Origin of the sequence: Hyphomonas sp. NPDC076881 (genome assembly GCF_050269995.1) — a bacterium.
In the GTDB taxonomy this organism is placed as follows: Bacteria; Pseudomonadota; Alphaproteobacteria; order Caulobacterales; family Hyphomonadaceae; genus Hyphomonas.
In genome coordinates this window covers 1-25,214 of record NZ_JBNNJJ010000003.1, presented here as the reverse complement: position 1 = coordinate 25,214, position 25,214 = coordinate 1, and the positions used below count along the sequence as shown (strand labels likewise).

At 62.9% G+C, this 25,214-nt stretch carries 28 protein-coding genes and 1 tRNA gene; 10 read left to right on the top strand and 19 right to left on the bottom strand.

Translation table 11 applies throughout. From position 1 onward, the window contains the following. Positions 1-23 precede the first annotated feature (23 nt). The 7 genes from ACQKI2_RS03790 to coxB form a co-directional block, all read right to left on the bottom strand. Complete coding sequence (locus ACQKI2_RS03790; protein WP_427378389.1) at positions 24-905, bottom strand: cytochrome c oxidase subunit 3; 882 nt, start codon at positions 903-905, stop codon at positions 24-26. A gap of 75 nt (positions 906-980) precedes the next feature. Then, positions 981-1,598 (bottom strand): cytochrome c oxidase assembly protein, encoded by a 618-nt coding sequence (locus ACQKI2_RS03785; RefSeq protein ID WP_427378388.1) that lies wholly within the window; start codon positions 1,596-1,598, stop codon positions 981-983. Next, positions 1,598-1,771 (bottom strand): hypothetical protein, encoded by a 174-nt coding sequence (locus tag ACQKI2_RS03780; RefSeq protein ID WP_199285919.1) that lies wholly within the window; start codon positions 1,769-1,771, stop codon positions 1,598-1,600. Before ACQKI2_RS03780 ends, ACQKI2_RS03785 begins: the two co-directional genes overlap by 1 nt. A gap of 1 nt (position 1,772) precedes the next feature. After that, positions 1,773-2,726 carry a heme o synthase gene (locus ACQKI2_RS03775; protein ID WP_427378387.1) on the bottom strand — a complete coding sequence of 318 codons (954 nt, stop codon included), beginning with the start codon at positions 2,724-2,726 and terminating at the stop codon, positions 1,773-1,775. A gap of 10 nt (positions 2,727-2,736) precedes the next feature. Beyond that, positions 2,737-3,207, bottom strand: coding sequence for a hypothetical protein (locus tag ACQKI2_RS03770; RefSeq protein ID WP_427378386.1), 471 nt, complete (start codon positions 3,205-3,207; stop codon positions 2,737-2,739). Positions 3,208-3,287: 80 nt separating this feature from the next. After that, positions 3,288-4,988, bottom strand: a complete 1,701-nt coding sequence (gene ctaD / locus ACQKI2_RS03765) for a cytochrome c oxidase subunit I (protein WP_427378385.1) — start codon at positions 4,986-4,988, stop codon at positions 3,288-3,290. Positions 4,989-5,012: 24 nt separating this feature from the next. Continuing rightward, positions 5,013-5,972 (bottom strand): cytochrome c oxidase subunit II, encoded by a 960-nt coding sequence (gene coxB, locus ACQKI2_RS03760; protein WP_427378384.1) that lies wholly within the window; start codon positions 5,970-5,972, stop codon positions 5,013-5,015. Between the two features lie 152 nt (positions 5,973-6,124). Between coxB and ACQKI2_RS03755 the strand changes: the two genes are divergently transcribed. From ACQKI2_RS03755 to ACQKI2_RS03740, 4 genes are all read left to right on the top strand, one after another. After that, complete coding sequence (locus tag ACQKI2_RS03755) at positions 6,125-6,676, top strand: tetratricopeptide repeat protein (RefSeq protein ID WP_427378383.1); 552 nt, start codon at positions 6,125-6,127, stop codon at positions 6,674-6,676. Between the two features lie 100 nt (positions 6,677-6,776). Then, the gene (tldD, locus tag ACQKI2_RS03750; RefSeq protein WP_427378382.1) at positions 6,777-8,180 is read left to right on the top strand and encodes a metalloprotease TldD; all 1,404 of its coding nucleotides are present in this window, start codon (positions 6,777-6,779) and stop codon (positions 8,178-8,180) included. 7 nt (positions 8,181-8,187) lie between these two features. Continuing rightward, a complete protein-coding gene (locus tag ACQKI2_RS03745) occupies positions 8,188-8,589 on the top strand; it encodes a rhodanese-like domain-containing protein (protein WP_427378381.1) in 402 nt (133 codons plus the stop codon). 40 nt (positions 8,590-8,629) lie between these two features. Next, positions 8,630-9,025: a YbaN family protein gene (locus ACQKI2_RS03740; RefSeq protein WP_427378380.1), complete on the top strand. Its 396-nt coding sequence runs from the start codon at positions 8,630-8,632 to the stop codon at positions 9,023-9,025. Positions 9,026-9,032: 7 nt separating this feature from the next. Here the strand turns inward: ACQKI2_RS03740 and ACQKI2_RS03735 are convergent, their stop codons facing one another. Further along, on the bottom strand, positions 9,033-9,383 hold the full coding sequence (locus ACQKI2_RS03735) for an energy transducer TonB (protein WP_427378657.1): 351 nt from the start codon (positions 9,381-9,383) through the stop codon (positions 9,033-9,035). 121 nt (positions 9,384-9,504) lie between these two features. After that, entirely contained in the window at positions 9,505-10,707 is a 1,203-nt protein-coding gene (locus tag ACQKI2_RS03730; protein WP_427378379.1) for a serine hydrolase domain-containing protein, read from the bottom strand. A gap of 155 nt (positions 10,708-10,862) precedes the next feature. Between ACQKI2_RS03730 and ACQKI2_RS03725 the strand changes: the two genes are divergently transcribed. Continuing rightward, positions 10,863-11,291 (top strand): MAPEG family protein, encoded by a 429-nt coding sequence (locus ACQKI2_RS03725; protein ID WP_427378378.1) that lies wholly within the window; start codon positions 10,863-10,865, stop codon positions 11,289-11,291. A 75-nt stretch (positions 11,292-11,366) separates the two neighbouring features. Here ACQKI2_RS03725 and clpA read toward each other — a convergent pair whose 3' ends face one another. The 4 genes from clpA to ACQKI2_RS03705 all read right to left on the bottom strand — a co-directional run bounded on the left by clpA (position 11,367) and on the right by ACQKI2_RS03705 (position 16,172). Next, positions 11,367-13,682 (bottom strand): ATP-dependent Clp protease ATP-binding subunit ClpA, encoded by a 2,316-nt coding sequence (gene clpA, locus ACQKI2_RS03720; protein WP_035598814.1) that lies wholly within the window; start codon positions 13,680-13,682, stop codon positions 11,367-11,369. Positions 13,683-13,739: 57 nt separating this feature from the next. Then, on the bottom strand, positions 13,740-14,096 hold the full coding sequence (gene clpS / locus ACQKI2_RS03715; RefSeq protein ID WP_035598890.1) for an ATP-dependent Clp protease adapter ClpS: 357 nt from the start codon (positions 14,094-14,096) through the stop codon (positions 13,740-13,742). 165 nt (positions 14,097-14,261) lie between these two features. Next, a complete protein-coding gene (locus tag ACQKI2_RS03710; RefSeq protein WP_427378377.1) occupies positions 14,262-15,578 on the bottom strand; it encodes a tetratricopeptide repeat protein in 1,317 nt (438 codons plus the stop codon). A 177-nt stretch (positions 15,579-15,755) separates the two neighbouring features. Beyond that, positions 15,756-16,172 carry a phasin gene (locus tag ACQKI2_RS03705; RefSeq protein WP_427378376.1) on the bottom strand — a complete coding sequence of 139 codons (417 nt, stop codon included), beginning with the start codon at positions 16,170-16,172 and terminating at the stop codon, positions 15,756-15,758. A gap of 241 nt (positions 16,173-16,413) precedes the next feature. On the opposite strand from ACQKI2_RS03705, the gene ACQKI2_RS03700 reads away from it, so the two are divergent. Both ACQKI2_RS03700 and ACQKI2_RS03695 read left to right on the top strand, forming a co-directional pair. Beyond that, positions 16,414-17,688, top strand: coding sequence for a D-alanyl-D-alanine carboxypeptidase family protein (locus tag ACQKI2_RS03700; protein WP_427378375.1), 1,275 nt, complete (start codon positions 16,414-16,416; stop codon positions 17,686-17,688). 102 nt (positions 17,689-17,790) lie between these two features. Beyond that, positions 17,791-18,756 carry a KpsF/GutQ family sugar-phosphate isomerase gene (locus ACQKI2_RS03695; RefSeq protein ID WP_427378374.1) on the top strand — a complete coding sequence of 322 codons (966 nt, stop codon included), beginning with the start codon at positions 17,791-17,793 and terminating at the stop codon, positions 18,754-18,756. 47 nt (positions 18,757-18,803) lie between these two features. Here the strand turns inward: ACQKI2_RS03695 and ACQKI2_RS03690 are convergent, their stop codons facing one another. Further along, positions 18,804-19,589, bottom strand: coding sequence for an SIMPL domain-containing protein (locus tag ACQKI2_RS03690; RefSeq protein WP_427378373.1), 786 nt, complete (start codon positions 19,587-19,589; stop codon positions 18,804-18,806). A gap of 101 nt (positions 19,590-19,690) precedes the next feature. Here ACQKI2_RS03690 and ACQKI2_RS03685 point away from each other — a divergent pair. Both ACQKI2_RS03685 and ACQKI2_RS03680 read left to right on the top strand, forming a co-directional pair. After that, a tRNA-Ile gene (locus ACQKI2_RS03685) sits at positions 19,691-19,767 on the top strand. Between the two features lie 204 nt (positions 19,768-19,971). Next, positions 19,972-21,864, top strand: a complete 1,893-nt coding sequence (locus tag ACQKI2_RS03680) for a polysaccharide biosynthesis protein (RefSeq protein ID WP_427378372.1) — start codon at positions 19,972-19,974, stop codon at positions 21,862-21,864. Positions 21,865-21,948: 84 nt separating this feature from the next. Here the strand turns inward: ACQKI2_RS03680 and ACQKI2_RS03675 are convergent, their stop codons facing one another. The 5 genes from ACQKI2_RS03675 to ACQKI2_RS03655 are packed head-to-tail and all read right to left on the bottom strand — an operon-like array spanning position 21,949 to position 24,636. Next, positions 21,949-22,665, bottom strand: a complete 717-nt coding sequence (locus ACQKI2_RS03675; protein ID WP_427378371.1) for a DUF1428 domain-containing protein — start codon at positions 22,663-22,665, stop codon at positions 21,949-21,951. 12 nt (positions 22,666-22,677) lie between these two features. Further along, positions 22,678-23,166, bottom strand: a complete 489-nt coding sequence (locus ACQKI2_RS03670; RefSeq protein ID WP_427378370.1) for a VOC family protein — start codon at positions 23,164-23,166, stop codon at positions 22,678-22,680. A gap of 26 nt (positions 23,167-23,192) precedes the next feature. Next, entirely contained in the window at positions 23,193-23,402 is a 210-nt protein-coding gene (locus tag ACQKI2_RS03665) for a DUF4287 domain-containing protein (RefSeq protein ID WP_427378369.1), read from the bottom strand. Continuing rightward, positions 23,399-23,881 carry a VOC family protein gene (locus ACQKI2_RS03660; protein WP_427378368.1) on the bottom strand — a complete coding sequence of 161 codons (483 nt, stop codon included), beginning with the start codon at positions 23,879-23,881 and terminating at the stop codon, positions 23,399-23,401. Before ACQKI2_RS03660 ends, ACQKI2_RS03665 begins: the two co-directional genes overlap by 4 nt. A gap of 11 nt (positions 23,882-23,892) precedes the next feature. Next, complete coding sequence (locus ACQKI2_RS03655) at positions 23,893-24,636, bottom strand: glutathione S-transferase family protein (RefSeq protein ID WP_427378367.1); 744 nt, start codon at positions 24,634-24,636, stop codon at positions 23,893-23,895. 36 nt (positions 24,637-24,672) lie between these two features. Here ACQKI2_RS03655 and ACQKI2_RS03650 point away from each other — a divergent pair, with 36 nt between their 5' ends. Next, positions 24,673-25,119 (top strand): MarR family winged helix-turn-helix transcriptional regulator, encoded by a 447-nt coding sequence (locus ACQKI2_RS03650; RefSeq protein ID WP_427378366.1) that lies wholly within the window; start codon positions 24,673-24,675, stop codon positions 25,117-25,119. Positions 25,120-25,214: the final 95 nt, after the last annotated feature.

The window sequence follows — 25,214 nt, the reverse complement described above, 5'->3', positions numbered from 1 at the left end:
GCCCCTCGGGACGGCGCAGAGACTTAGTGGCCGCCGCCGCCATGGACGAGCCACGGAGCCACATAGACGAAGGCAAAGAGGAAGAGCCACACCACGTCCACGAAGTGCCAGTACCAGGCGGCAAATTCGAAGCCGAGATGCTTCTTCGGCGTCAGGTTGCCGGCATACATGCGGATCAGGCAGACGATCAGGAAGATCGTCCCGATCACCACGTGGGCGCCGTGGAAACCCGTAGCCATGAAGAAGGCCGAGCCATAGAGCGTGCCATCATACGAGAAGGCCGCGTGGCTGTATTCGAGAACCTGGAGACCGGTGAAGCCCATGCCGAGCAGGATGGTGATGATCAGGCCGAGCTTGGCGCTTTTCATGTTGCCATGGGCCAGCGCGTGGTGGGCCCAGGTAACCGTGGTGCCCGAGAGCAGCAGGACGAGGGTGTTCATCAGCGGCAGGTGGAAGGGGTCAAACATCGTGACGCCTTCGGGCGGGAACTGCTTGAAGCGCTCAAGCCCTTCCTGGAAGAGCGCGTTTGCCGAATCCCAGTGATGGCCGACGCGGGCATCCCAGAAGATGGCGAATTCGAAGAAGGACCAGAACCAGGCCACGAAGAACATCACCTCGGAGGCGATGAACAGGATCATGCCATAGCGCAGGCCGATCTCCACGACCGGGGTATGGTCGCCCACCCGGCCTTCCTTGACGACGGTTGCCCACCAGCCGAACATGACCCAGATGACCATGGCAAAGCCGATGGCCATCAGCCACCAGGTGCCTTCAGCCAGGCCGAAGAGGCCTTTCATGTAGGTCACGGAACCAATCGCGAGAACGGTGACCGCCAGCGAGCCGAGAAGCGGCCACGGCGAGGGGTTCACCAGGTGATAATCGTGTTTGACGTCGCCGCCGGCCATTTTCTCAATCCCCTCCGGAATCGCCACAATACTTTGGCGCTGTTTATCGCTTGCGCGCGCCTTTTCGCAACTGTTTCAGCCCGGCGTGGCCGGATTTGCCGCACCCCCGCCCGCCGGCGCAGCAGGCGCCCCTGCAGGCACAGGCCCGGACACTTCGGTGCGCGGCCCGTTATACGTGCCACTGTCAAAGAAAGTGTAGCTGAGCGTGATGGTTTCGAGATTCTTCGCCACCCGGTCTTCGACCATGTTGGGCGAGATGAAATAGACCACCGGCAGCTTGCGCGTTTCCCCGGCGGCGATCACCCGCTCGGAAAAGCAGAAGCATTCCAGCTTGTTGAAATACGGGCCGGCCAGATGCGGCGTCACATTATAGCTGGCAATGACGCGGATTTCCTGGCCGGTCGGGTTGGTGACCTCATAGAAGGCCAGGCCATGCTGGCCGATCTGGACCGTCTGCGGCCCCTGCAGCGCGCGGAATTTCAGCGGCGTATCGGCCACATTCGCATCGAAGCGGACCTCGACCGTCTGGTCGAGCATTTCCTTCGGCCCTTCGGTGGCCACCCGCGTGGTGCCGCCAAAACCGGTCACTTCACAGAAAGCCGAATAGAGGGGCTCTGCCGCAAAGGCGAGGGCGAGCATCCCGGCAGCAAAGCCGCCTGCGAGACCACCAATCTTTGCGTTCGAGAGACCCATTACATCCGCCCCGAAATGCCGGTGCCGGTCGCCAGCCGGATGATGGTAGTGATCATCACCAGAACGACGAAACCGGCAAGGGCCAGGCCCAGCCACAGGTTCCGCTTCTTGCGGGCGGCGAGTTCTTCCGGCGTCATCCGGCGCACATCCGGCTTGAGGGTCGGGTCTTCCATATCAGCCTCCGATGACCGGGAAATACAGCCCGGCGGCATGCTCCACCAGTACTGCGCCAAATAGGGCGAAGAGGTAGAGAATCGAGAAGAGGAATGTGTTGCGGGCGAGCTTCATGTCCGCCCCCGGCGCGCCATCATCCCCCGCCTTCGAGCGCAGGATGGCCAGCGCGCAGACGAGGAACACAAGGCCGCCCACGCCCGCGGTAACGCCATAGATCCAGCCGCCAAGACCCGTCGCCAGCGGCGCCAGAGAAATGGGAATCAGCACCAGCGTGTAGATCAGGATCTGCAGGCGCGTGGCCTTGGCCCCATGCGTTACGGGCAGCATCGGCACGGATACTTTGGCGTATTCCTTGTGCGCCAGCAGCGACAGCGCCCAGAAATGCGGCGGGGTCCAGAAGAAGATGATGGCGAAGAGGATCCAGGCGTCCAGCGGCGTATTGCCGGTGACCGCCGCCCAGCCGATGACTGGGGGAAACGCGCCCGCGCCGCCGCCGATGACGATATTCTGAGGCGTCGCCCGCTTCAGCCACATCGTATAGATGACGCCATAATAGAAGATCGAGAAAGCCAGTAGCCCGGCCGCCAGCCAGTTCGACGCCAGCCACATCAGCATCACCGACACGCCCGACATGATGAGGCCCATGGCGAGGGCTTCGTCCTTGGGCACGGCGCCCGAGGGGATGGGCCGGGTGGACGTGCGGCTCATCACGGCGTCAATGTCCGCGTCATACCACATGTTGATCGCGCCCGCCGCGCCCGAGCCCAGCGCCACCGCCAGCACGGCAATCGCCGCCATGGCCGGGTGCATGGTCACGCCCGTCATGCCGCTGGCGGCGGCCAGACCTGCGACAGCTGTGAACACCACCAGCATCATGATGCGGGGCTTCATCAGGTTCACATAGTCAGCAGCCGTGGCGGGGCGTTTGCTGGATGTCGTGTGCGTATCAGTCATTATGGCGGGCTTATAACGCCTTCTTTCTCCGAATGCGCCTTAGAATAGCTTCGCCGATGCATATGGCAAAAACGGCGAACGAAAGCAGCGTGACACAATACCCGAGTGTGGAGACGGTATTCAGCCGAGCGAAATTCTTCGAAGGATCGTCAAAATAGGAGACGTGAAGGATCGGTGTCAGGAATTGGGGGGCAAACACAAGCAGGCAGCCCAGTGTCCACAGAGCCAGATGCGCCCAAAGAAGCCCAGGCCGGAACACCAGCCGGCCTTTGATTGCCGCCCAATAGGCGAGTGCAAACAGGGCGGACACTGCAGGGTAGGACAGCCCCCGCAAGCCATCTGCGGCCACGTAATAGGTATTTGAAAGCGTGGCCTCATCACTGAGTCTGCTCGACGCAATGGCAAACGCAATCATCGGCCCGATTACCGCGAGCACGCCAATAGACAGGAATCCGAGCGGGACGAAACGGTTCTGAAGCATCAGCCTTCTCATAGCAAAACGGCCCTCCGCACTCTCATGCGAAGGGCCGTCTGATTTCAAGCCTTTGTCAGGCCAGGCGCTTAGTGGCCGCCCTTGTTCGTGACCACTGGCAGTTCGTTATACTGGTGGAACGGCGGCGGGGACGGCAGGGTCCATTCCAGCGTCGTGGCGCCTTCGCCCCAGGGATTGCCATGGCCATGGGCATCCACGGTGGCCTTGCGGCGCTGGATGAAGGCAACGGCCAGCGAGATGAAGAAGATCAGCGTGGCAACGAGGGTGATGGCGTAGCCGATCGACGACCAGTGGTGCCAGGTGGCGAAGCCATCAGCATAGTCGATGTAGCGGCGCGGCATGCCCTGCAGACCCAGGAAGTGCTGCGGGAAGAACAGGACGTTCGAACCGATGAACATCAGCCAGAAATGCAGGCCGCCGAGGAAGCTGTTGTACTTGATGCCGAACATCTTCTCGAACCAGTAGTACCAGCCCGCGAAGAGACCGAACACGGCGCCGAGCGACAGCACGTAGTGGAAGTGCGCCACCACATAATAGGTGTCGTGCAGCGAGTGGTCGATACCGGCATTGGCCAGCACCACGCCCGTCACACCGCCCACGGTGAACAGGAAGATGAAGCCGATGGCCCAGAGCATCGGGAGTTTGAACTCGATGGAGCCGCCCCACATGGTGGCGATCCAGGAGAAGATCTTGATGCCGGTGGGCACCGCGATGACCATGGTGGCGGCCACGAAGTAGGCCTTCAGGTCCACGTTCATGCCGACCGTGTACATGTGGTGGGCCCACACAACGAAGCCGATCACGCCGATGGACACCATGGCATAGGCCATGCCGAGATAGCCGAAGATCGGTTTTTTCGAGAAGGTCGAGACGATGTGGCTGATGATGCCGAAGGCCGGCAGGATCATGATGTACACTTCGGGGTGGCCGAAGAACCAGAACAGGTGCTGGAACATCACCGGGTCGCCGCCGCCGGCCGGCACGAAGAATTGCGAGCCGAAGTTACGGTCGGTCAGCAGCATGGTCAGCGCGCCAGCCAGCACCGGCAGAGCCAGCAGCAGCAGGACGGCGGTGATCAGCATGCCCCAGGCGAACAGCGGCATCTTGTGCAGCGTCATGCCCGGTGCGCGCATGTTCAGGATGGTGACGATGAAGTTGATGGCGCCCAGGATGGAGGCGATACCGGCCGTGTGCAGCGACAGGATCAAGAGGTCCATCGACGGGCCGGGGTGGCCGGTGGCGCCCGAGAGCGGCGGGTAAAGCGTCCAGCCGCCGCCGAAACCGTTTCCGGCAGAACCGCCCGGAACCGTCATCGACAGGATGGCCAGAATGAAGGCCGCAGCCGTCAGCCAGAAGGAGATGTTGTTCATCCGCGGGAAGGCCATGTCCGGCGCGCCGATCATCAGCGGCACGAACCAGTTGCCAAAGCCGCCGATCAGCGCCGGCATCACCATGAAGAAGATCATGACGAGGCCGTGATAGGTGATCACGACGTTGTAGAAATGCTTGGCCGCAGCAACGGCAGCGTCGCCTTCCAGGCCGAAGAAGGTGGTCTGGATCCACAGCATCGGGCCGATGCCCGGCTCTGCGAGTTCCCAGCGGATGAGGCCGGACAGCGAATACCCGACGACACCCGCAATGAGCGCGAAGATCAGGTACAGCGTGCCGATATCCTTGTGGTTCGTGGAGAAGAACCAGCGGGCAAAAAAGCCGGGTTTGTGATCGTGGCTGTCGTGGCCGTGATCGAGGGCGACTTCGTCCATAGGCATGGGAAAGGCTCTTTCTCTCGGAACTTAGTTAGAAGCGAATTTGGTTTCGGTTTCAGCCGAAGCGATCTGGCGCACCGAAGCGGCGGCGCCGTCAAAATCTCCAGCCTTCATCAGCTCGGCCCAGGCATCGAACTGCGCCTGCGGAACCACGCGCACCTCGATCGGCATGTAGGCATGGTCCACGCCGCAAAGCTCGGAACACTGGCCGTAATACACGCCCGGCTCCTTCACGAGGAACCAGCCTTCGTTGAGGCGGCCCGGGATGGCATCCACTTTGATGGCAAATGCCGGCACGGCCCAGGAGTGGATCACGTCAGCCGCCGCCGTGTAGAAACGGACATAGCGGTTGGCCGGAACAACCATCGGATAGTCGGTCGTCAGCAGGCGCAGGCCATCGGTGGGATCGGACGCGCGGCCTTTGTGGATGCCGTTGGACACGAATTCCACAGCCTCACCGGACTCATCGACGATATCGGGATAGGTGTAGGTCCAGTTCCACTGGTTGCCCTGGATCTTGACGTTCACGAAGCCCTCTTCCGCCGCATCGGGGAAGTAGTTCTGGGTGAAGGCCTGATGCTCGGCCGATTTGCCATCCGCCAGCAGCTGCTTGGAGGTGGCAACGATCTGGCCAAGGTTCGGCGTGACGTTCTGATAGAACAGGTTCGGGAAGGAGAGGCCCGCAATGCCCACCAGGATCAGCGCCGGCACAACCGTCCACACGATCTCGATGGTGGTGTTGTGGCTGAACTTGCGGGAAACCTTGTTCGCCTTCTGGTTATAGCGGATCACGATCCAGATGAGCAGCGCCAGAACCAGCAGGGTGATGGCCGTGATGATCACGAGCAGCACATTGTGGAACTCATGAACGCGCTCAGCGATTCGCGTCGCTGCGGGCTGCATGTTGATCGCGCCGTCTACAGGCTCGGCCGCAAAGGCCGGTGCGGCCAGCATGGCAGCGGAGAGGGCGGCAAGGATGTGTCGCACGGATTCAACCCCAATTCGTCTCAATTTGGCCTCTAACTATACCAGCCGCGCCGGGAACCCCAGCGTTTTCCGCGCTCAAAATTGTCGCAGCGCATCGCCCGGCCGGGGGCAGAGTGCTATACTTCCCTTACAACGAAATACGGGAGGAAAACATGGTCCGTACAGTTGTATTTACGGCCCTTCTGGCCGTTTTGGCCCCGTCTGCAACCGCGCAGGTAACCGTCATCGGCGGGGGGCTGGCTAGGGATTGTTACGAAGCGGCGAAATACGGATTGCTCAACCAGGTGGCTGCGGAAGAACTCTGCACGCGGGCCCTGGAGCATGAGGCCCTGAATCTGACCAATCGCGCCGCCACCTTCACGAATCGGGGCGTTCTGCGGATGCGGCAGGGCAAGCTGGACGCGGCGCTGAGCGATTATGCCGCCTCAAAACGCATCTCGCCAAACTCCGGCCCCACCTGGCTGAACGAGGGCGCTGCCTACATCCTCAAGCGGGATTACAACTCTGCCCTGGTCTCGCTGGACAAGGCCATCGACCTCGATTCGTCCGACCTCTACGCCGCCTATTACAATCGCGGCCTGGCCCGCGAACGCACCGGCGATGTGGAAGGGGCCTATTACGACTTCGTGAAATCGAAGGAACTCAATCCGGACTACATGCCGACGGATGACCAGCTCGCCCGGTTCACGGTGGTGACGAACTGAAACGTTCAGGGCGGAAGGCGGCAATTGGCCCCGGCAAGGGGGCCACCCCACCCGCAGGCTGAGGCTTGTACGCGGGCGCGGAAGCCCGCATCTTGGGAACATGACCCAATCCCCCCTGCCTTTTGACCTGAGAGCCGCTGCCGACATTCTGGCCGAGGCCACCCGCGGCGCCGATGATGGCGATCTTTATGTGGAGCGCTCGCGCTCGGAGAGCTTCGTGTTTGACGATGGCCGGCTGAAATCGGCCGCCTATGACACCGATCAGGGCTTTGGCCTGCGCGTGGTGGCAGGCGAAGCGCAGGGCCAGGGCTATGCCTCGCAGCTTACACTGGATGCCATCCGCCGCGCCGCTGACACCGCCGCCCAGGCCAAGCGCGGCCATTCGGGCAAGCTGGCCACCGGCCCTCAGCCCACCAACCGGCGCCTCTATGCCCCTATAGACCCCACCCTCGCCCCGGCCTTTACCGACAAGACAAACCTCCTGGCCGAGATCGACGCCTTTGCCCGCGCGGCAGACCCGCGCGTGGTGCAGGTCTCCTGCTCCCTTTCCGGCAGCCATAGCGAGATCGACATCCTGCGCCCGGACGGGGCCCATTTCCATGACATCCGCCCGCTGGTGCGCCTTAACGTGTCGGTGACGCTGGAAGAAAACGGCCGGCGCGAATCGGCGGGCGCCGGCGCGGGCGGACGCGCAGCCTATGACGAGTGGATCGCGCCCGAGCGCTGGAAAGCCATGGTGGCCCGCGCCATCCAGAAAGCCTCGGTGAACCTGCAATCCATTCCCGCCCCGGCAGGGGAGATGGAAGTGGTGCTCGGCCCTGGCTGGCCCGCCGTGCTGCTGCACGAGGCGGTCGGCCATGGCCTGGAGGGCGACTTCAACCGCAAGGGCACCAGTGTCTATTCCGGCCAGATCGGCCAGCAGGTGGCCGCCAAAGGCGTGACCGTGATCGATGACGGTTCCATCGATGCGCGCCGCGGCTCGCTCTCCTTCGATGACGAAGGCACGCCGACCCAGCGCACCGTGCTGATCGAGGACGGCATTCTCAAAGGCTACATGCAGGACCGGATGAATGCCCGCCTGATGGGCATGGCGCCCACCGGCAATGGCCGCCGCGAAAGCTATGAAGCCTCCACCATGCCGCGCATGACCAACACCGTGATGCTGGGCGGGGATAAAGACCCGAAGGAAATCGTCGCCTCGATCAAGCGCGGCCTCTGGGCAGTGGATTTCGGCGGCGGACAGGTGGACATCACATCGGGCAACTTCGTCTTTCAGTGTACGGAGGCTTACCTTGTCGAGAATGGCAAGGTGGTGGCCCCGGTGAAGAATGCCACGCTGATCGGCCATGGGCCGACCGTGCTGCGCGATGTGACGATGATCGGCAACGACTTTGCCATGGATGATGGCGTCGGCGTGTGCGGCAAGGCCGGGCAATCGGTTCCCGTTGGCGTGGGCCAGCCGACGCTGAAAGTCGGTTCCCTGACGGTTGGGGGAGCTGGCTGACGCAGCGATGAATATCCAGTCGATCCTTGCCTCCATGTTTTCCCTGAAGGGAAGCGACCGGAATGCGCCGCCCGTGCAGCGCCTTTCGGCGCGCGCGGCACATGACAAGCTGGCCGCAGGCGAGATCACGCTGATTGATGTGCGCACGCCGCAGGAATGGCGCCAGACCGGCACCGCGCCGGGGGCCAAGCGCATCACCCTTCAGGACAAGGACTTTCTGAAACAGGTGATGCAGGCGGCCGGCGGCTTTGACGCGCCGGTGGCGTTCATCTGCCGCTCGGGCCAGCGCTCTGGCCAGGGGGCCGCGCAGGCGCGCGCGGTGGGCTTCACGCAAGTCTACAATGTGGTGGGCGGCATGGAAGGCCCCGGGGGCTGGCTGGCCGAACACCTGCCGGTGTCGTTTTCCTGATGCGATCCAAGCCCCGCCATTGCTGCGGGCGTGCCCCTTCATGACCCGGCCGCTGCTGATCCTGATTGGCCTTGTCTTCACCGGCCTTGCCATTCTCGGCGCCATCCTGCCGGGCATGCCGACCACGGTGTTCCTGATCGTGGCGCTGTGGGCGTTTGCGCGCTCATCCGAGCGGCTGACCCGCTGGCTGGAGCGTATTCCCATCCTCAAGACCGCGCTTCAGGAAGCCCGCCGCTTCGAGGAGCGCCGCGCCGTGCGGCCGGAAGTGAAAAGGGTGGCCGTCGGCTTTGCCTGGGGCTCCGCGGTGGTGACAGCAGGGCTGGCCCAATCGCTGACGAAACCACTCGTGCTGATCGTGGCGCTGGCGGCTGTCACCGCAACAGTCGTGATGATCCTTATACCAACAGACCGGGAACCGCCGCCGGGTAAAACCTAGCTGCCACTCAGGCAATGCGAGGATCGACGCAACTGGTGAGGTCGTCAGAGCTAAACACCCCTTCTGCTCCAGGGGCCGGGGCATAATGAAGCGGATAAATTATATTCCTGCGCGGCACGAGTTTGCCATTCTCACGCTTTGGTTTGAAGCGGACTGCTTCCATGGCCGCCGTGGCGCTCGCACAGAATACCGGGTGGGAACAAGAAGGCTGGATTTCTGTAACCCTGCCTGAGGGATCGATTGAAAAGCGAACCTCGCAATAACCGGAAAGCCCAAGGATACCCGCCATTATAGGAAATACCGGCTGCGGAGGACGAAGAGGTTCGGCCTCTGCATCCGGTAGATTTTCCTGCGCCATTCCCGGCGCCACGCTCAGCGCCGCCGACAACAGCCCAGCCATCAAAGCCCTGGAAATCACCCGCGCCTCCCGCAATCAATGCGGGAAGGTTAGTCTCCGGAAAGCTGCCGATCAAGCCGCTTCAGCGCACCCAGGCGCCCGGCGCGTTTGTGCGATAACCCAGCGCCTGATAGGCCGCGTCGATCAGGCTCTGGCCGCGCTCGTTGAGCAGCAGACCGCCGCCCATCTGGTTCATGGTGTAGCTGAACGCCATGCGCGCTTCGGGATCAGCGAAACCAATTGAGCCGCCCGCGCCGACATGGCCGAAAGCGGCCTCGCCCATGATCGCGCTGGTGCCGGGGCCGAGGTTCAGGCCGCGATTGTCCATCGATTTCATATAGCCCGACGCAAAGCGGGTGGGGATCAGCAGCGTGGCGTCGCGCTGGGTGGCGGTGGTGACGCGGCCCATGGCGGCCAGGCGGTCTGCCGAGACAAGCTTACCGGAATTGGTGGCAAGCTCCGTATACCACGCCACCTGCCCGCGCGCATTGGAAAGGCCGCCGCCCCCGCCGATCTCTGCGGCCTGCCCCTTGCGGTCATTGAAATCCCAGCCGCCGGTGTTGAGGAAGGATTTGTGCTGGATGGAGTCCGGCTCCGTCATCAACTTTATCGTGAACTCCGTAGGCTGATCGGTGGGCTGGGGCTGATACATGCGGATGGGGGCGATGTGCACCTTCTCGCTTTCCGGCAGGCCGATCCAGAATTTCGCGCCAGTCTTCTCCGCCACTTCCTCACGGAAAAACGTGCCGAGCGATTTGCCCGAAACGCGGCGGACAAGCTCGCCCACCGTCCAGCCGAAATTGATCATGTGATAGCCGTTGCGCGTGCCCACTTCCCAGAAGGCTTCCTCATCCGCCATGCGGCCGGCCATATAGTCCCAATCGGCAAAACCGCCGGGTTTGACCGGATCGCGCAGCGTGGGCAGGGCGCTCTCATGGTTCAGCATCATCTGAACGGTGGTCTTTTCCTTCCCGTTCCTGGCAAATTCCGGCCAGTAATCCTTCACCAGCGCATTGGGATTGAGCTGCCCCCGGTCGATCAGGATATGGGCGCAGGTGGCCACGGCCGCCTTGGTGCAGGAGAAGACGATGGAGACGGTGTCTTCCTGCCAGGGATCGCTGGTTTCGGGATTGGCCATGCCGCCCCAGAGGTCCACCACCGTCTGCCCGTCCACCGACAGGCAGACCGAGGCGCCCACCTCCCCGCGCGCGGCAAAATTGCGCTCAAATTCCTCGCGCACCTTCGCGAATTTCGGATCGCACGTTCCCTGCACGCTGGCGGCCATATTCATTCCTCCCGAGGTTCTTTTGCCCGGGACGTTAGCCGGTTTGGGCGCCTTTGCGAGGGCTGACCATGCGTCAGCCCCCAAAGGCGCGCTTTGACAGGCGGCCCGGGCAGGCGCAGGTTCTGCCCACAACAATGTCAGACGGGGGAGGTTCCATGACTGTTGAACTATTGGCGGCGCTGATCGTGATTGCGCTGGGGTTGGTGCAGGTGCTCCTGCAGGCAATCGAATTCCGGCGCGTGCACGGCGTGCCCTATGCCAACACCGCGCAGGACGCGCCGCCGGCCGAGCCGGATTCGGTGCTGCTGGGCCGGCTGACACGGGCGCTGCGCAACCTGCATGAAACGCTGCCCTTCTTCCTGGGCGTGGTGATCATTCTGGCGCTGATGGATCACTCGACAGCGGCCACGCGCATCTCTGCGCTGGTCTTTGCCGGGGCGCGGATCGTCTATCTGCCGCTCTATGCGATGGGCGTGCCCTATCTGCGCGGCCTTGTCTGGACGGTCTCTTTCGCGGCGCTGATCGCGCTGGTCGCCTCCGCCCTTAGCGCGGCAGACTGGGCGGGCCTGCTCGCCAGCCTCTGAGGCTGACCCCAGCCCCAAATGAAAAGGGCCGCCCCAATGGGACGGCCCTTTTTGCATCTGGACGCGCTGAAGAAATCAGGCTGCCGGTTCCTCGGTTTCGTCCTTGGTCGGCTTTTTCTTCTTCGGCGGCTCGGCGATGTATTTGAAGGTAAGTTCCTCGGCCTTCTTGTCGAGATCGATCTGGACCACGCCGCCCTTCTGGAGCTTGCCGAAGAGGAGTTCCTCCGCCATCGGCTTCTTGACGAATTCCTGGATCGTGCGGGCCAGGGGCCGCGCGCCCATCTCGGCATCGAAGCCGCGCTTGGCCAGCCATTCGCGCGCCGGTTTGGACACCTCGATGGAGACGTTGCGATCTTCCAGCTGAACTTCCAGCTGCAGGATGAATTTCTCCACCACGCGGTCGATGATCTCCGGCGTCAGGCCGCCGAAGGTGACGATGGCGTCCAGGCGGTTGCGGAATTCCGGCGTGAACATGCGCTTGAGCGCTTCTTCCTGTTCCTCTTCCTTCTTGCCGCGGCCAAAGCCGATGGAGTTTTTCGCAGCATCGGACGCGCCCGCATTGGTCGTCATGATGACGATCACATTGCGGAAGTCGACCTTGCGGCCATTGGCATCGGTCAGCGCGCCATTATCCATCACCTGCAGCAGGATGTTGAAGAGATCCGGGTGGGCCTTCTCGATCTCGTCGAGCAGCAGCACGCAATGCGGATGCTGATCCACGCCATCGGTGAGCAGGCCGCCCTCATCATACCCGACATAGCCCGGAGGCGCGCCGATCAGACGGCTGACGGTATGCCGCTCCATATATTCCGACATGTCGAAGCGGAGCATTTCCACGCCCATGATGGACGCAAGCTGCTTGGCAACTTCCGTTTTGCCGACGCCCGTGGGGCCGGTGAACAGGTAGGAACCGATCGGCTTGTTGGGCTCGCGCAGGCCCGCGCGGGCGAGCTTGATCGAGGCCGAGAGCGCTTCGATGGCTTCGTCCTGGCCGAACACGACCCGCTTGAGATCGCTTTCCAGCGATTTGAGCGCGGCGGCATCGTCGGACGTGACCTGCTTGGGGGGAATGCGCGCGATCTTGGCGACGACCGCCTCGATATCCCGCGCGCCCACCGTTTTCTTGCGCTTCGATGCCGGCAGCAGCCATTGCGCGGCCCCTGCCTCGTCGATCACATCGATCGCCTTGTCGGGCAGCTTGCGGTCGGTGATGTACCGGTCCGACAGCTCGACCGCCGATTTGATGGCGTCGTTGGTGTATTTCAGGCCGTGGAAGTCCTCGAACTTCGATTTCAGACCGGTGAGGATCTTGATCGTGTCCGGAACGGTCGGCTCCACCACATCGATCTTGCGGAAGCGGCGGGACAGCGCGCGGTCCTTCTCGAAGTGCTGCTTGTATTCCTTGAAGGTGGTCGAGCCCATGCAGCGCAGGCCGCCGGACTGGAGCGCCGGCTTCAGCAGGTTGGACGCATCCATTGCGCCGCCGGAGGTGGCGCCGGCGCCGATGATGGTGTGGATCTCGTCGATGAACAGGATGGCTTTCTCCTGCTGCTCGAGTTCCTTCATCACCGATTTGAGGCGTTCCTCGAAATCACCGCGATAGCGCGTGCCGGCCAGCAGGGCGCCCATGTCGAGCGACCAGATGATGGCGTCGTCCAGGATTTCGGGCGCTTCGCCATCGACGATGCGCTTGGCCAGGCCTTCGGCAATCGCCGTCTTGCCGACGCCAGGGTCGCCGACGAGGATCGGGTTGTTCTTGTTGCGGCGGCAGAGCACCTCAATGCAGCGGTTGACCTCCATATCGCGGCCGATCAGCGGGTCGATCTTGCCGGCCCGCGCCTTGGCGTTGAGGTTCACGCAATAGGTGTCGAGTGCCTCGTGGCCCTGCTTCACCGGTTCTTCCTCTGAGGCTTCTGCGCCGCGCGGGGTAGACGGGCGCGACATGCCCGGCTGCTTGGCGACGCCGTGGGAGATGAAATTGACGGCATCATACCGCGTCATGTCCTGCTCCTGCAGGAAGTAGGCGGCATGGCTTTCGCGCTCGGAGAAGATCGAGACGAGGACGTTGGCGCCCGTCACTTCTTCCCGGCCGGAACTTTCGACATGCAGGATGGCGCGCTGCACGACGCGCTGGAACGCGGCGGTCGGCTGTACCCGGCCTTCGCTGTCATCGACGATGAGGCTCGACAGCTCCTCGTCGATATAGCGGGTCAGGTCTCCGCGCAGGGCCTCTATATCTACCTTGCAGGCCCCCATGACTTCGCGGGCGTGCTCATCATCTGTGAGCGCCAGAAGGAGATGCTCGAGCGTGGCATACTCATGATCGCGTTCGGACGCGAGCGTGAGGGCCTTTTCGAGGGCCGTTTCGAGAGAGGGGGAGAGACGTGGCAAGGGATGAAGCCTTCCGGGGGTATGTGTGAACGTGGCCTGTTGTTTGTATATAGTGGCTTAGTCTTCTTTCTCCATGACGCACTGGAGAGGATGTTCATGGCGGCGTGCAAGATCAAGCACCTGAGCTACCTTCGTCTCGGCAACCTCATATGTATAGACCCCGCACAGCCCCACACCCTTCTGGTGGACGTGAAGCATGATCCGGGTCGCCTGTTCGCGGGAGCGGTTAAAGAACCGCTCGAGGATGAACACGACGAATTCCATCGGCGTGTAATCATCATTCAGCAGAAGTACCCGGTAGAGCGACGGCTTCTTGGTCTTGATCCGCGTTTCAGTGGCCAGGTCAAAGCCTGTGCCATCCCCGTCCCCCGGCTGGCTGCCCCCTGGGCTGCCGGAGTTCGATGATCCATTCATCCGGACCGGGTCGAAATCGCTGCTCATGCTGATCAAGATATACGTTCCTGTGAGAGATTGAAGATGCATTTACCGTCTAAATCCAGCTCTGCACGCTTTCATGGCAGCCCCCCAGGGGAGCCCCGGTGTCAGGCGGCAGCAGGACTGGATGGCGGGCGGGCGTCTTCAATGTTCCTTTTTCGAGCGGGCCTGGAAAGCCCTGTTGATGCGGCTGCCGGGCCTGAGAGACAGGCGCTCGGCAATCAGTGAGTCGGCTAGCCCATGGATTTTGCCACGGATGGCAGCTTCCGTAAGCGTCCAGTCGATAACATCGCGCTGGGCATGGCTGCCCCCGAAGGTGCCGTAGATCTGGCGCGCCGGGAAAAGCAGCTCGGCGGCCTCCATATAGTGTCCCCGGTCGAAGGCGACGAGTCCCTCGATCACAGGCCGGCCGGTCTGGGCCATCCAGCCGCGCATTTCCCCAGGCTCTGCGCCCTCGGCGGCGACCAGCAGGTCGAGCGCATCATTGCGGCGGCCCGCGCCGATGAAGGCCATGGCGGCGTGCATGTCGTTGAAGGGATAGCAGCGGCCATCGGCATGCTGGGTCCAGGCCTCGGCCAGCTCGTCCCAGCGCTCGCCCACATCCACGCCGATCACCTGCAGCCGCCAGAGCAGCGCCGCTGCGTCCGCCAGGTTCATCGCGATGGTGCTTTCCCCGGCGCGGATCTCGTCATCATAAAGCTGCAGCGCGCTTTCGAACTCGCCCAGTTCCAGATGGCAGAGCGCCAGATGCCACCAATTGTGGATTTTCAGGAAACTGTCGGGCTGGGCCCAGTGTGCCCGGCGCCGGCGGATGAAGTCGCGCCCCTCCTCGGCCCGGCCCTGCATTTCCATCACATGCGCGACGGCATGATGGGCCCAGGCATCATCGGCCTCCTTCTCCAGCGCTTCGCGCCCGGCCGCTTCGGCGCGGGGATAATCGCCCGCCTCCTCAAGGCCGAAGGCCAGCATGCCCAGCAGGAATGACCGCTCAGGCACCTTCTCCCAGGCGGGCAGCGCGCGGGCGATCCGGTCGCGCAGATTGCGGGCGTTCGCCGTGAGGAAGTCGATTTGGTGTCCCGCCAGCAGGGCAAGGTAATCGCGCGGATGGAAGGCCGACCACATGTCCAGCGCGCGCCCCGCCACGGTCCAGTTGCCCGCCGTGGCTGCCTGCAGCGCCTCGATATGGGCCACCTCGCGCTCGCTGGGGGCGGGGTGCTCCTTCTCGATATCCCGCAGGATGCGCCGTGCCCCGGCGGTCGCGCCCGGCTCGGTCGACATCACATAGATCCAGGCCTTGGCGATCTTCGCCATGCCGAACTCGGGCGAATCGGCAATCGCATCATCCAGCGGCGCCACCGGATCACCCCGGAACCGCGCAAAGCGGCGGCAGGAAAGATCAAACAGTTCGGCTGCCTTCGGGCTTGCGCCCGGCAGACTGTTTCCCTGACGGTCCTGTATCATCGCGGCTTCCCCCAGACGCAGATTCCTGCCGACCATAGATCGGTTCTGGCCGGGGGCAAACCATAGCACAAAAGACCAAAGGCCGGACCAAACGGCCCGGCCTTTCTAATCTACGCTTCCACTCTACTGCCGGGCGTTGGGAGGAAACACGCCGGAGCCGGAAAACGGATCGGGGTCTTATTTCGCCAGACGGCTCATGAACGGCTTGGCCGCTTCGCGCCAGGCGCCCATGCAGAGCTCGGCCTGCGCGGTGACTTCTGCGGTGTAGGCAGAGAACATCGACTTGGCGTAGCCAGACTGGATTTCGAACAGTTCGCGCGGGTCGCGGGCCGAGGCCAGCGCCTGGGTCAGCTCGACGCCCTGTTCCATGGCCTGGGTCATGAAGTTCATGTTGCGGCTGCCGATTTCGCGCATCGTCTCGGTCGAAACGGCGGCGCTGTCTTTCAGCGCCTTGACGCCATCTTCGGTGAACTCGGAAAACTTGGAGGCAAAGCCAGCCATCGTGTCCATACCGGCTTCGATATTCTTGGTGGCAGCTTCGGTCGGACGGGCTTCAGCCTTTGCGCGGGAGGCAGATGTGGTCGTCTTGGCCATGGGGACATCCTTTGATCTACGGGGGCGTGGACTGTGCTTTATATAGCACACCCCCTTCGCGGCTGCAATAAATTTTGTGCGCCGCAACATTAATCATTTTGCATGGGATTTGCATCGCCGGTGGAAATTACAAAACATTGAGCCGCTCATCCTGCGTTAAGCAGTGGTCAATAGAATTGGCGGAATCTAGGGTGGTCCTGGATGGTCCGGGGGGCGTGTTTAGTTCTGGAGGGTGCCGCCTATGGCAGCAGAAGTCTGGTCCCGTGCGTTTCGCGGGTCCGCCATCGCCGCCTCAGTAACCATTACCGCCGCCGTCATGGCGCCGGCCGCGCATGCTGAGAAATACGCCGCGATCGTCGTTGATGCAGATACCGGGGAAGTGCTGCACGCACGCAACCAGGACGATCCGCGCTACCCCGCTTCTCTCACCAAGGTGATGACACTCTATCTGCTGTTCGACGCCATCGATGCCGGCGACGTCAGCCTCAAGGACAAGATGACGGTCTCGCGCAACGCCGCTGCGCAGCCGCCGTCGAACCTGCGCCTGAAAGCAGGCGACACCATTTCCGTCGAGGATGCGATCTACGCCCTCGTCACCAAATCCGCCAATGATGTGGCCGTTGTCGTTGCCGAATATCTCGGCGGGTCCGAGCGCAAGTTCGCCAATCAGATGACGGACAAAGCCAGCGAACTTGGCCTGGCCAACACCACCTTCCGCAATGCGTCCGGCCTGCCCAACACGGCGCAGCTGACCACCGCGCGGGATCTGGCGATCCTGGCAGACGCGCTGCTGGATAATCACGGCGACTATTACCATTACTTCCAGACCCAGCGCTTCAGCTGGGGCGGGATGACCTATAAGAGCCACAACAATCTGATCGGCCCCGTTGAAGGGGTGGATGGGATCAAGACCGGCTACACCCGCGCTTCAGGGTTCAACCTGATGACCTCGGCCGAACGGGACGGGCGCCGCATCATCGCCATCATGCTGGGCGGCGCTTCGGCAAAGTCGCGCGATGCGCATGTCACCGAGCTTGTCGAATCGGCCTTCGTCTCGATCGGCCAGACACCCGAAGTGATCGACCCGAACGCGCGGCTCGTCTCCTTCGCGTCGCTCTCCACGCCGCTAAACCCCAACGCTGCGGCCGAGCCGATGCTGAACGGCCGCCCGCTCAGCGCCATCCTCGCCGAAAACAATGGCAAACAGCCCGTCTCCATGCTTCGCGAAGCCGAGGTGGAAGTGGGCGAAGGCGATGTCAGCGAGCAGGCCTCTCCGGCCACCGAAGTAACCGCGCAGATCACCGATACGCCGGACTATGACGTGCCCAACACGCTGTCAGTCACAAGCTATGCCCAGACGCAGGCACCTGCGAGCACGCCCGCCAGCGCCCCGCAGATCCTGCCGGCCCTCACCTTCGATGGTATTTCGGTGTCGGAATATGAAGCCCGCCAGGCCGCCAAGGCCGCTGCCGGGAAGTCGGTATCGGACTATACCCGCCGCCAGCTGCGCCGCTGATCATGGCCGCGCCCTTCGGGGCGCTGGCCTGCGGGGCTTGAAGCCAGGGTCTATTTCTAGGACAAGGCCGCTGACCAGCCTGGTGTGCGGAGTTGCCCTGCCTTGACCACACAATCCGATCTCGATCTCGCCCGGAATGTCATCCGCACGGAGCGGGAGGCACTCGAAAAGCTGGAACAGGCCATCGGCCCGTCGATGGAGCAGGCGGTCAACGCCATCCTCGCCACCGACCGGCATGTGATCGTCGCGGGCGTCGGCAAGTCCGGCCATATCGGCCAGAAGATCGCCGCCAGCCTCGCCTCCACCGGCACGCCCTCTTTCTTCCTGCATCCGACCGAAGCCAGCCATGGCGATCTCGGCATGATCGTGCCGGGCTCGGTGGTGATCGCCATTTCCTATTCCGGGGAAAGCCGCGAGCTGATCGATCTGCTGCGCTACTGCAAGGGCAACGCCATCCCCCTCATCGGCATGACGCGGGCCCGCGAATCGACCCTTGGCCGCTATGCCGATGTGCTGCTGGAAATGCCCACCGTGCCCGAAGCCTGCCCGAACGGCCTCGCCCCGACGTCTTCGACCACGATGGCGCTGGCGCTGGGCGACGCGCTGACCATCGTGCTGATGGCGCGGCGCGGCTTCTCGCGGGAAGATTTCGGCTCCCGCCATCCCGGCGGCAAGCTCGGCCGCACGCTTCAGACGGCCGGTGATTATGTAAACGGCCAGACCGGCCCGCTGCCGCTGACCGGCAGCGATGCCAGCTTTCCGCAGCTGGTGATTGCCGTGTCCGAAGGGCGCAAGGGCTGTGTCGGCGTTGTCGACGGAAATGGCCGGCTGGTCGGCATGGTCACCGATGGCGACCTGCGCCGCGCCATGCTGGCGGGCCGGACCGAGGCCGGCGCGCTGGAGGTGATGACGCCCCGCCCGCGCACCATCGATCCCGCCGCGCGGATGATGACGGTGATCAAGAGCTTCAGCGAAAACCGCATCTCCAACGCCTTCGTGGTCGACGAGGCGGGCAAGCCGCTCGGCCTGATCGACATGAAAGACCTGCTCGCTGAGGGCTATGTCTGAGGCGAGACAGGCGCCTGACGACGTCAGGACGCCTGCCCGCATCCGCTTTACTTCGTCAGTTCGAACAGCACGCTGACATTCGCCGTCACGCCGACTTCGCCGCCGGCAACCGGGGTTGATTCCATCATGCCGTCAGCCATCGCCATGCGGGCCATCTGCGGCATCGGCTGCGGGCTGTATTCATAGCCTTCGCTGATGGTGACAATGCGGGCGACGCGCAGGCCAGCGGCGGAAGCATAAAGCTCAGCCTTGGCAATCGCATCCTTCATCGCCTTGGTGCGCGCCTCATTGCGCACTTCCTTGTCGTCATCGATGGCAAAGCTGACGCCCGAAAGCGTGTTGCCGCCCGCCGAGACCAGCCCATCGAGCGTATCACCCAGGCGGGCCAGATCCCGCACGCGCACCGTCACCTGATTGGAGGCAACATAGCCGGCGAGCTTCTGAACCCCGCGCTTCACGCCGTCGCGCCCGGCAGTCTCGACATAATCATAACGCGGCTGAAGGCTGAGGCCGGACGTCTGCATGTCGCGGTCGGCAATGCCGGCGGCCCGCAGGGCCTCGAACACGCCGTTCATCGCAGCAGACTGCGCGGTCATGGCCTCTTTCGCTGTGGCGCGTTCCTCGGTGACGCCCGCCGTGATGAAGGCAATATCCGGCGCCCGGTCGACACGGGCTTCGGCGGAAATTTGAAGGGTGGTTTCAGGCTGGATAGAGTTGGGGTGACCCATCTGCGTGCTCCCGGCAGGTGCTGTGTAGGCGGCGGCGCCCTGCGCGCAGGCAGCAGGCGCCAGGGCGAAAGCCAGCGCGATGGCAGACAAAGTTGCATGTTTCATGGTGAGTGACCTCATTTGCCCGAGATTTGGGTCTGTCTGTCTTCTCTGCCGAAGAAGGCCGTTGCGTGGCAAGCCTGCGGCCCTTAAACGACTTCCCGGTGGGGCCTGTAGCTCAGTTGGTTAGAGCGGACCGCTCATAACGGTTTGGTCGCAGGTTCAAGTCCTGCCGGGCCCACCATCCCCACTTCCGCCAGATCGCCTGCTACGACTACAGGATGCACGGCAATGGCAGCTTCGGCCTCAACTCTGCCATGGAAATGCTCTATTTCCGTCCGAAAGAATTGACAATTGATCCCCGGTTTGAAGCTTTGCATTTTCAGCCCCAAGGTGGCACAACTCGGGTGGTTCGTTTTTTACGGGCGAGTGTGAGGGAGTATCAGACGTGACACCCAGAGACGCCGCTCGGCGTGCCATGGCTTTGACGCTCACGTTTGACATCGCCATGGCGGGCGTTGCCATGACGGCGGCACATCTGGATACACATCTCAGTCACGAAAGCAGCACCCCGTTCAATTTTCTGGGCTGGCTGCTCGGCACGCTCGCCTTCATGCTCGCAGCGGCGACCGCGCTTGTGCTCGGCGGCATCCACCGGCAGGTGTGGCGCCATATGGGCGCGCCCGATGCCTGGCGCCTGGTGCAGATCATTGCCCTGACCGTTCTGTTCTATCTGCCCGTGATGGTGACCCTGAACGGCGCGCTGACATCGCCTGTGCCCACGCTGCTGCTCGGCATCGGCTTCTGGACTGTTGCCCTCTTCGGGGGGCGGATGGTTGCCCGCTGGCGCTCGACGCAGCGCCCGATGCAGATTTTCCAGCAATTGCCCAAGGATGGCCAACCCATCCTGCTGCTGGGCAATCAGGACAGCTGGATCGATGTTCTGCGCCGCCTTGAAGGGCGCGATTCCGATCAGGCCGTCCGCGTGCTGGGCCTGGTCGAGATGGACGCGCACGAGCCCGGGCGCGCGGTGCGGGGCGTGCCCATCCTTGGCAGCCTCAAGGAACTCAACGACATCATCGAGATCATGGCGCTGCGCTATGGCGAAACGCCCTGGGTCGCGCTCACCGGCACGGCCCGGACACCGGAAGTCATGCTGCAGGTTCTGGAAGTCACCTCGCGCCACGGCGCGGAGATCATGGCGCTCGGCCATGACGCGGCCGCCCAGGTGCTGGAACCGCTGCGCCCGGCAGACCTTCTCGCGCGGCCCGAACGCCATCTCGATATGCAGCCCGTGCGCGGGATCCTCACAGGCGCCCGGGTTCTGGTGACAGGCGGGGGCGGCTCCATCGGTTCGGAACTGGTGCGTCAGGTGGCCCGCGAAGCGCCCGCCGAGCTGACGGTGATCGATTTCTCCGAATACAATCTCTACCAGATCGAAATGGAGCTGAAGCGCACCTGGCCCCAATTGAAGATCAGCTGCCATCTCGGCGACATCCGCGACGAAGCCCGGATGCTCGATATCTTCATGACGGCCCGGCCCGACACGGTGATCCATGCGGCCGCGCTGAAACATGTCCCGCTGATGGAGCGCCATGCCTGCGAGGCGATCCTGACCAATGTGGCCGGCGCGCGCATCGCGGCCCAGTCAGCCGTTGCGGCCGGCGCCCAGCGCTTCGTCTTCATCTCCACCGACAAGGCCGTGGACCCCGATAATGTGATGGGCGCCACCAAACGCCTTGCCGAGCTGTGCATCGGCCGCATCCTGGCCGATTCAAACGTGGCGGGCGCCATGGTCCGCTTCGGCAATGTGCTGGGCTCGTCGGGATCGGTTGTGCCGCTGTTCGAACGCCAGATCGCGCAGGGCGGCCCGGTCACCATCACCGACCCCGACGCAACCCGGTTCTTCATGACCATCGAGGAGGCCTCTGCCCTCGTGCTGCAGGCCGCCGCGCTGCAGGAGAAAGCCGGCGAAGCGGGCCTCTATGTGCTCGACATGGGCGCGCCCATCCCCATCCGCCAGCTGGCCGAAACGATGATCCGCCTGAAGGGCAAGGTGCCCTATGTGGACATCGCCATCGAAACCATGGGCCTGCGCGAAGGCGAAAAACTTCACGAAGAGTTGACCTATCCGCATGAAGCCCTGCTGGCGACGCCCATCAGCGGCGTTCAGCAGGTCTGCTATGAAGACACCCCCAACGAGCTTTTCAGCAAGCAGGTGCTGCAGCTGATCGAAACCGCCCGCAACCATCAGCCTGCCGAGGCCGTGCGCCTGCTGGGCGTGCTGGTGCCGGAATATGGCTCGGAACGCGCCGAACTTCTTTATCGCAAGCTGGCCTGATCTTCCCTCAAAAAAAGGGGCGCCGTTGAAAGCGCCCCAGTCAAGAGAGCCGAGCTTGGTTTCAGGCCAGGTGGCCCTGCCTCCTCAGACATCCACCAGCGGCACAAAGCTGCCAAAAATCATCCGGCTCATATCCACGCCGGCCGTGTGCGGACCAAATTCCTCCATTCGCGGATCGGCCATGACCTTTTCCCAGGCCGCATCCCGCGTGGCCTTGTCCTTCCAGTTGATCCAGGAAAACACGACCGCTTCATCCGGCTTGCGCAGCACGGCCATATGGAAGTCGTTCACCTTGCCCTCCGGCAGGTTGTCGCCCCAGGCATCGACCACCGAAATCGCGCCATACTCCTTGAACAGAGCGGCCATCTTCTCGGACGCCGCCGTATAGGCTTCACGCTTGCCCGCCTGCACCGGCATCACCGTGCCATCGATATAGCCGGTCTTCGCGGTCGGGTCGCCCACGATCGTCTGGAACCCGCCAATGATCATCCGCTTGCCGTCAAACGGCATCTCGGGAAATTCCTTGCCTTCCATATCGGCCATCATCTGCCGTTCGGCCTCGTCGCTGGTCTTCTTGTCCGGCCACACGACCCAGGAGAAGAGCGACGTCTCGTCCTCCTTGCGCATCACGGCAGAGTTGATCGAATTGATCTTGCCATCGGGCACTTCATCGCCCCAGCCTTCCACCATGCTCAGGGCCCCATAGCCCTTGAACATCGGCCAGGCCTCTTCGGCCTGCTTGCGATAAGCTTCCTTGTTTGCCGTCGGCGCCGCCAGCAGAAATCCGCTTACATAAGTCATTGCACTTGCTCCTTATTGCATTCCGTCCATCGCGGCCTTTGCGGCCGCTTGCATTTCCTCGGGCGATTTTGGTGGCCAGATGGGTGTGGCAATCGACCAGTGATGGCCAAACGGGTCTTCCAGAACGCCGTAGCGGTCTCCCCAGAACTGGTCTTCCACCGGCATCACGATCTTCGCGCCCGCCTTCACGGCGCGGGCCGCCAGGGCGTCCACATCATCCACCATCAAGTGAATGGTCACCGGCGTTCCGCCAAGCGTCTTGGGCGAGTGGCCATTCATTTCCGCATAAAGATCATTCAGCATGATCATGCTGCCATTCAGGCGGATCGCGGCATGCAGCAGGCGCCCATCCGGGCCCGGCAACCGCATCATCTCCTCGGCGCCAAAGGCCGCCTTGTAGAATTCGATCGCGTCTCCCGCCCGCTCGCAGGTAAGGTGCGGGGTTACAAGGCCAACGCCTAACTCAGCGGCAATTTCGGCTACAGGTTTTCTCGCCGTCATGGCAGTCCTCTTTCATCCGTATAACGCTATTTGTTTCCGGCCTTGTGCGCGGCCACCAGCGCGTTGGCGTGACCATGCCCCAGGCCATGTTCCGCTTTCAGGGCCGCCACGATGTCCATATGTTTCGCGCCCGCCATGTCCTCTATGATACCCATCCAGTGGCTGACCGGCTTGCCATACGTCTTCTCGATCGAGGGAAAATAAGACGCCGGGCCCTTTACCTTGTTCTCGCTCATTGCACGCCTTCCCCGGCAAACGCCGCCCTGATCCCGGCAATGTCGATCTTGCGCATCTGCATCATTGCCTGCTGCGCGCGCTGGCCTGCTTCCCGGTCGGCATCGCAGATCAGTTTCGGCAGGATTTCCGGCACGATCTGCCAGGCCACGCCATACTTGTCCTCCAGCCAGCCGCACATGCTCTCCTGCCCGCCGCCCTCCAGCAGGGCGGCCCACAACCGGTCGGTCTCTGCCTGATCTTTCGTCAGCACAGAGATGGAAGCGGCTGGTGTCAGCTTGTACATCGGCCCGCCCGTCAGGATCATCATCGGCGCGCCCGCCAGGGTGAACTCCACCACCATCGGGTCGGCCGCATTGCCATGCTCGAACACGCTGTCAATCCGGCTGTCAGGCAGCAGCGACACATAAAATTCCGCCGCCTTCAGCCCATCCTTCTGAAACCAGAAACAGGGCCGCACCTTCTTTTCAAGACCTGCCATGAATGCCTCCTTCAGACTGGCGCAGGCTCATGCGCCGTAAAAACCTTGAGCTGGGCTTCCAGCGCCCGCGCGAAGGCAGGCCGCGACACGCACCGCTCGCAATAGGCGGCCAGATCGGGGAAGCGTTCAAATCCGCCATCGCGTTCAATCTCGCGCAACACGCTGGCCATCAGAAGATCGGCGGCGGTGAAACGCTCCGCCTCCAGATAATTCCGCCCCTTCAGCCAGCGGGAAAGCCGTTTCAGGCGCGCATCCATCATTGCCCGCGCGCTTTCCAGATAGCCTGCCGCCCAGGGCGCCTCACCATGGAACAGCCGCGTGCCCATCACATTCGCCACGGACGGCTCGACGGAGTTGAGCGCCGCAAAGGCCCAGCTCATCACACGCGCCTGCCCCGGCTTGTCCTCCGGCATCAGGGCCGGCGATCCTTCGGCAATGTGCAGCACAATCGCGCCGGATTCAAACAGCTCGACGCCCGCGTCCCGGTACACCGGCACCTGCGCAAAGGGCTGACGCGCCAGATGGTCCGGCATGAGTTTCTGCTGATGGTCGATCAGGCGCTCCGTATACGGCAGCCCAGCCTCTTCCAGCGCCCAGCGCACGCGCAGATCCTTCACGAAACCCTGTGCAAAATCCGGCACCCATGTATAGGCGGTCACTTCCCGCATCCTGTCCTCCATCATCCCATTGGCGGCGCGAGGCGCCTGCCTGTCTGCCTCCCGGCCGTCCACCGGAAGCTGATGAGCATTTCTCATTGACAAATACGTTGATGTCAACATATTACTTTTGTCATGAAACAGACACTGCCTTTCGAGACCACGCTTGAGGTTTACCATCGCTGCCTCTGCTTTGGCATGCACCGGGCCGCGCGCACGCTGGCGCGGCGCTTCGATGCCGCCTTCGCCCCGCTCGGCATCAGCCATGGGCAGTATTCGCTGATGATGTCGCTCAACCGGCCAGAGCCGCCGCGCCTGGGCGAAACCGCCGCCTTCCTGGCGATGGACCGCACCACGCTGACGGCTAATCTGAAGCCGCTGGAGCGGCTTGGCTATGTCGAGATTGTTCCGGACAAGGAAGATAAACGCTCCCGCCGCCTGATCCTCACGGACGCCGGCCGCAAACTCCTCGCCGCCGCCGTCCCCATCTGGCGCCAGACACATGACGAGGTGGACACCTACCTCTCCGGCGCCCCGAGCGCCCTGCGTGGACAGCTGATGGAGGTGGCGGCAGGGTACTGATCCGGGCGGCCTCAAGGCCCCTCCTCTCCCGGAGGGAGAGGAGCTAGTTGCGTCCAGCCTGGCTGATCCAGAAATGGCGCGGTGAAAACCCCTCT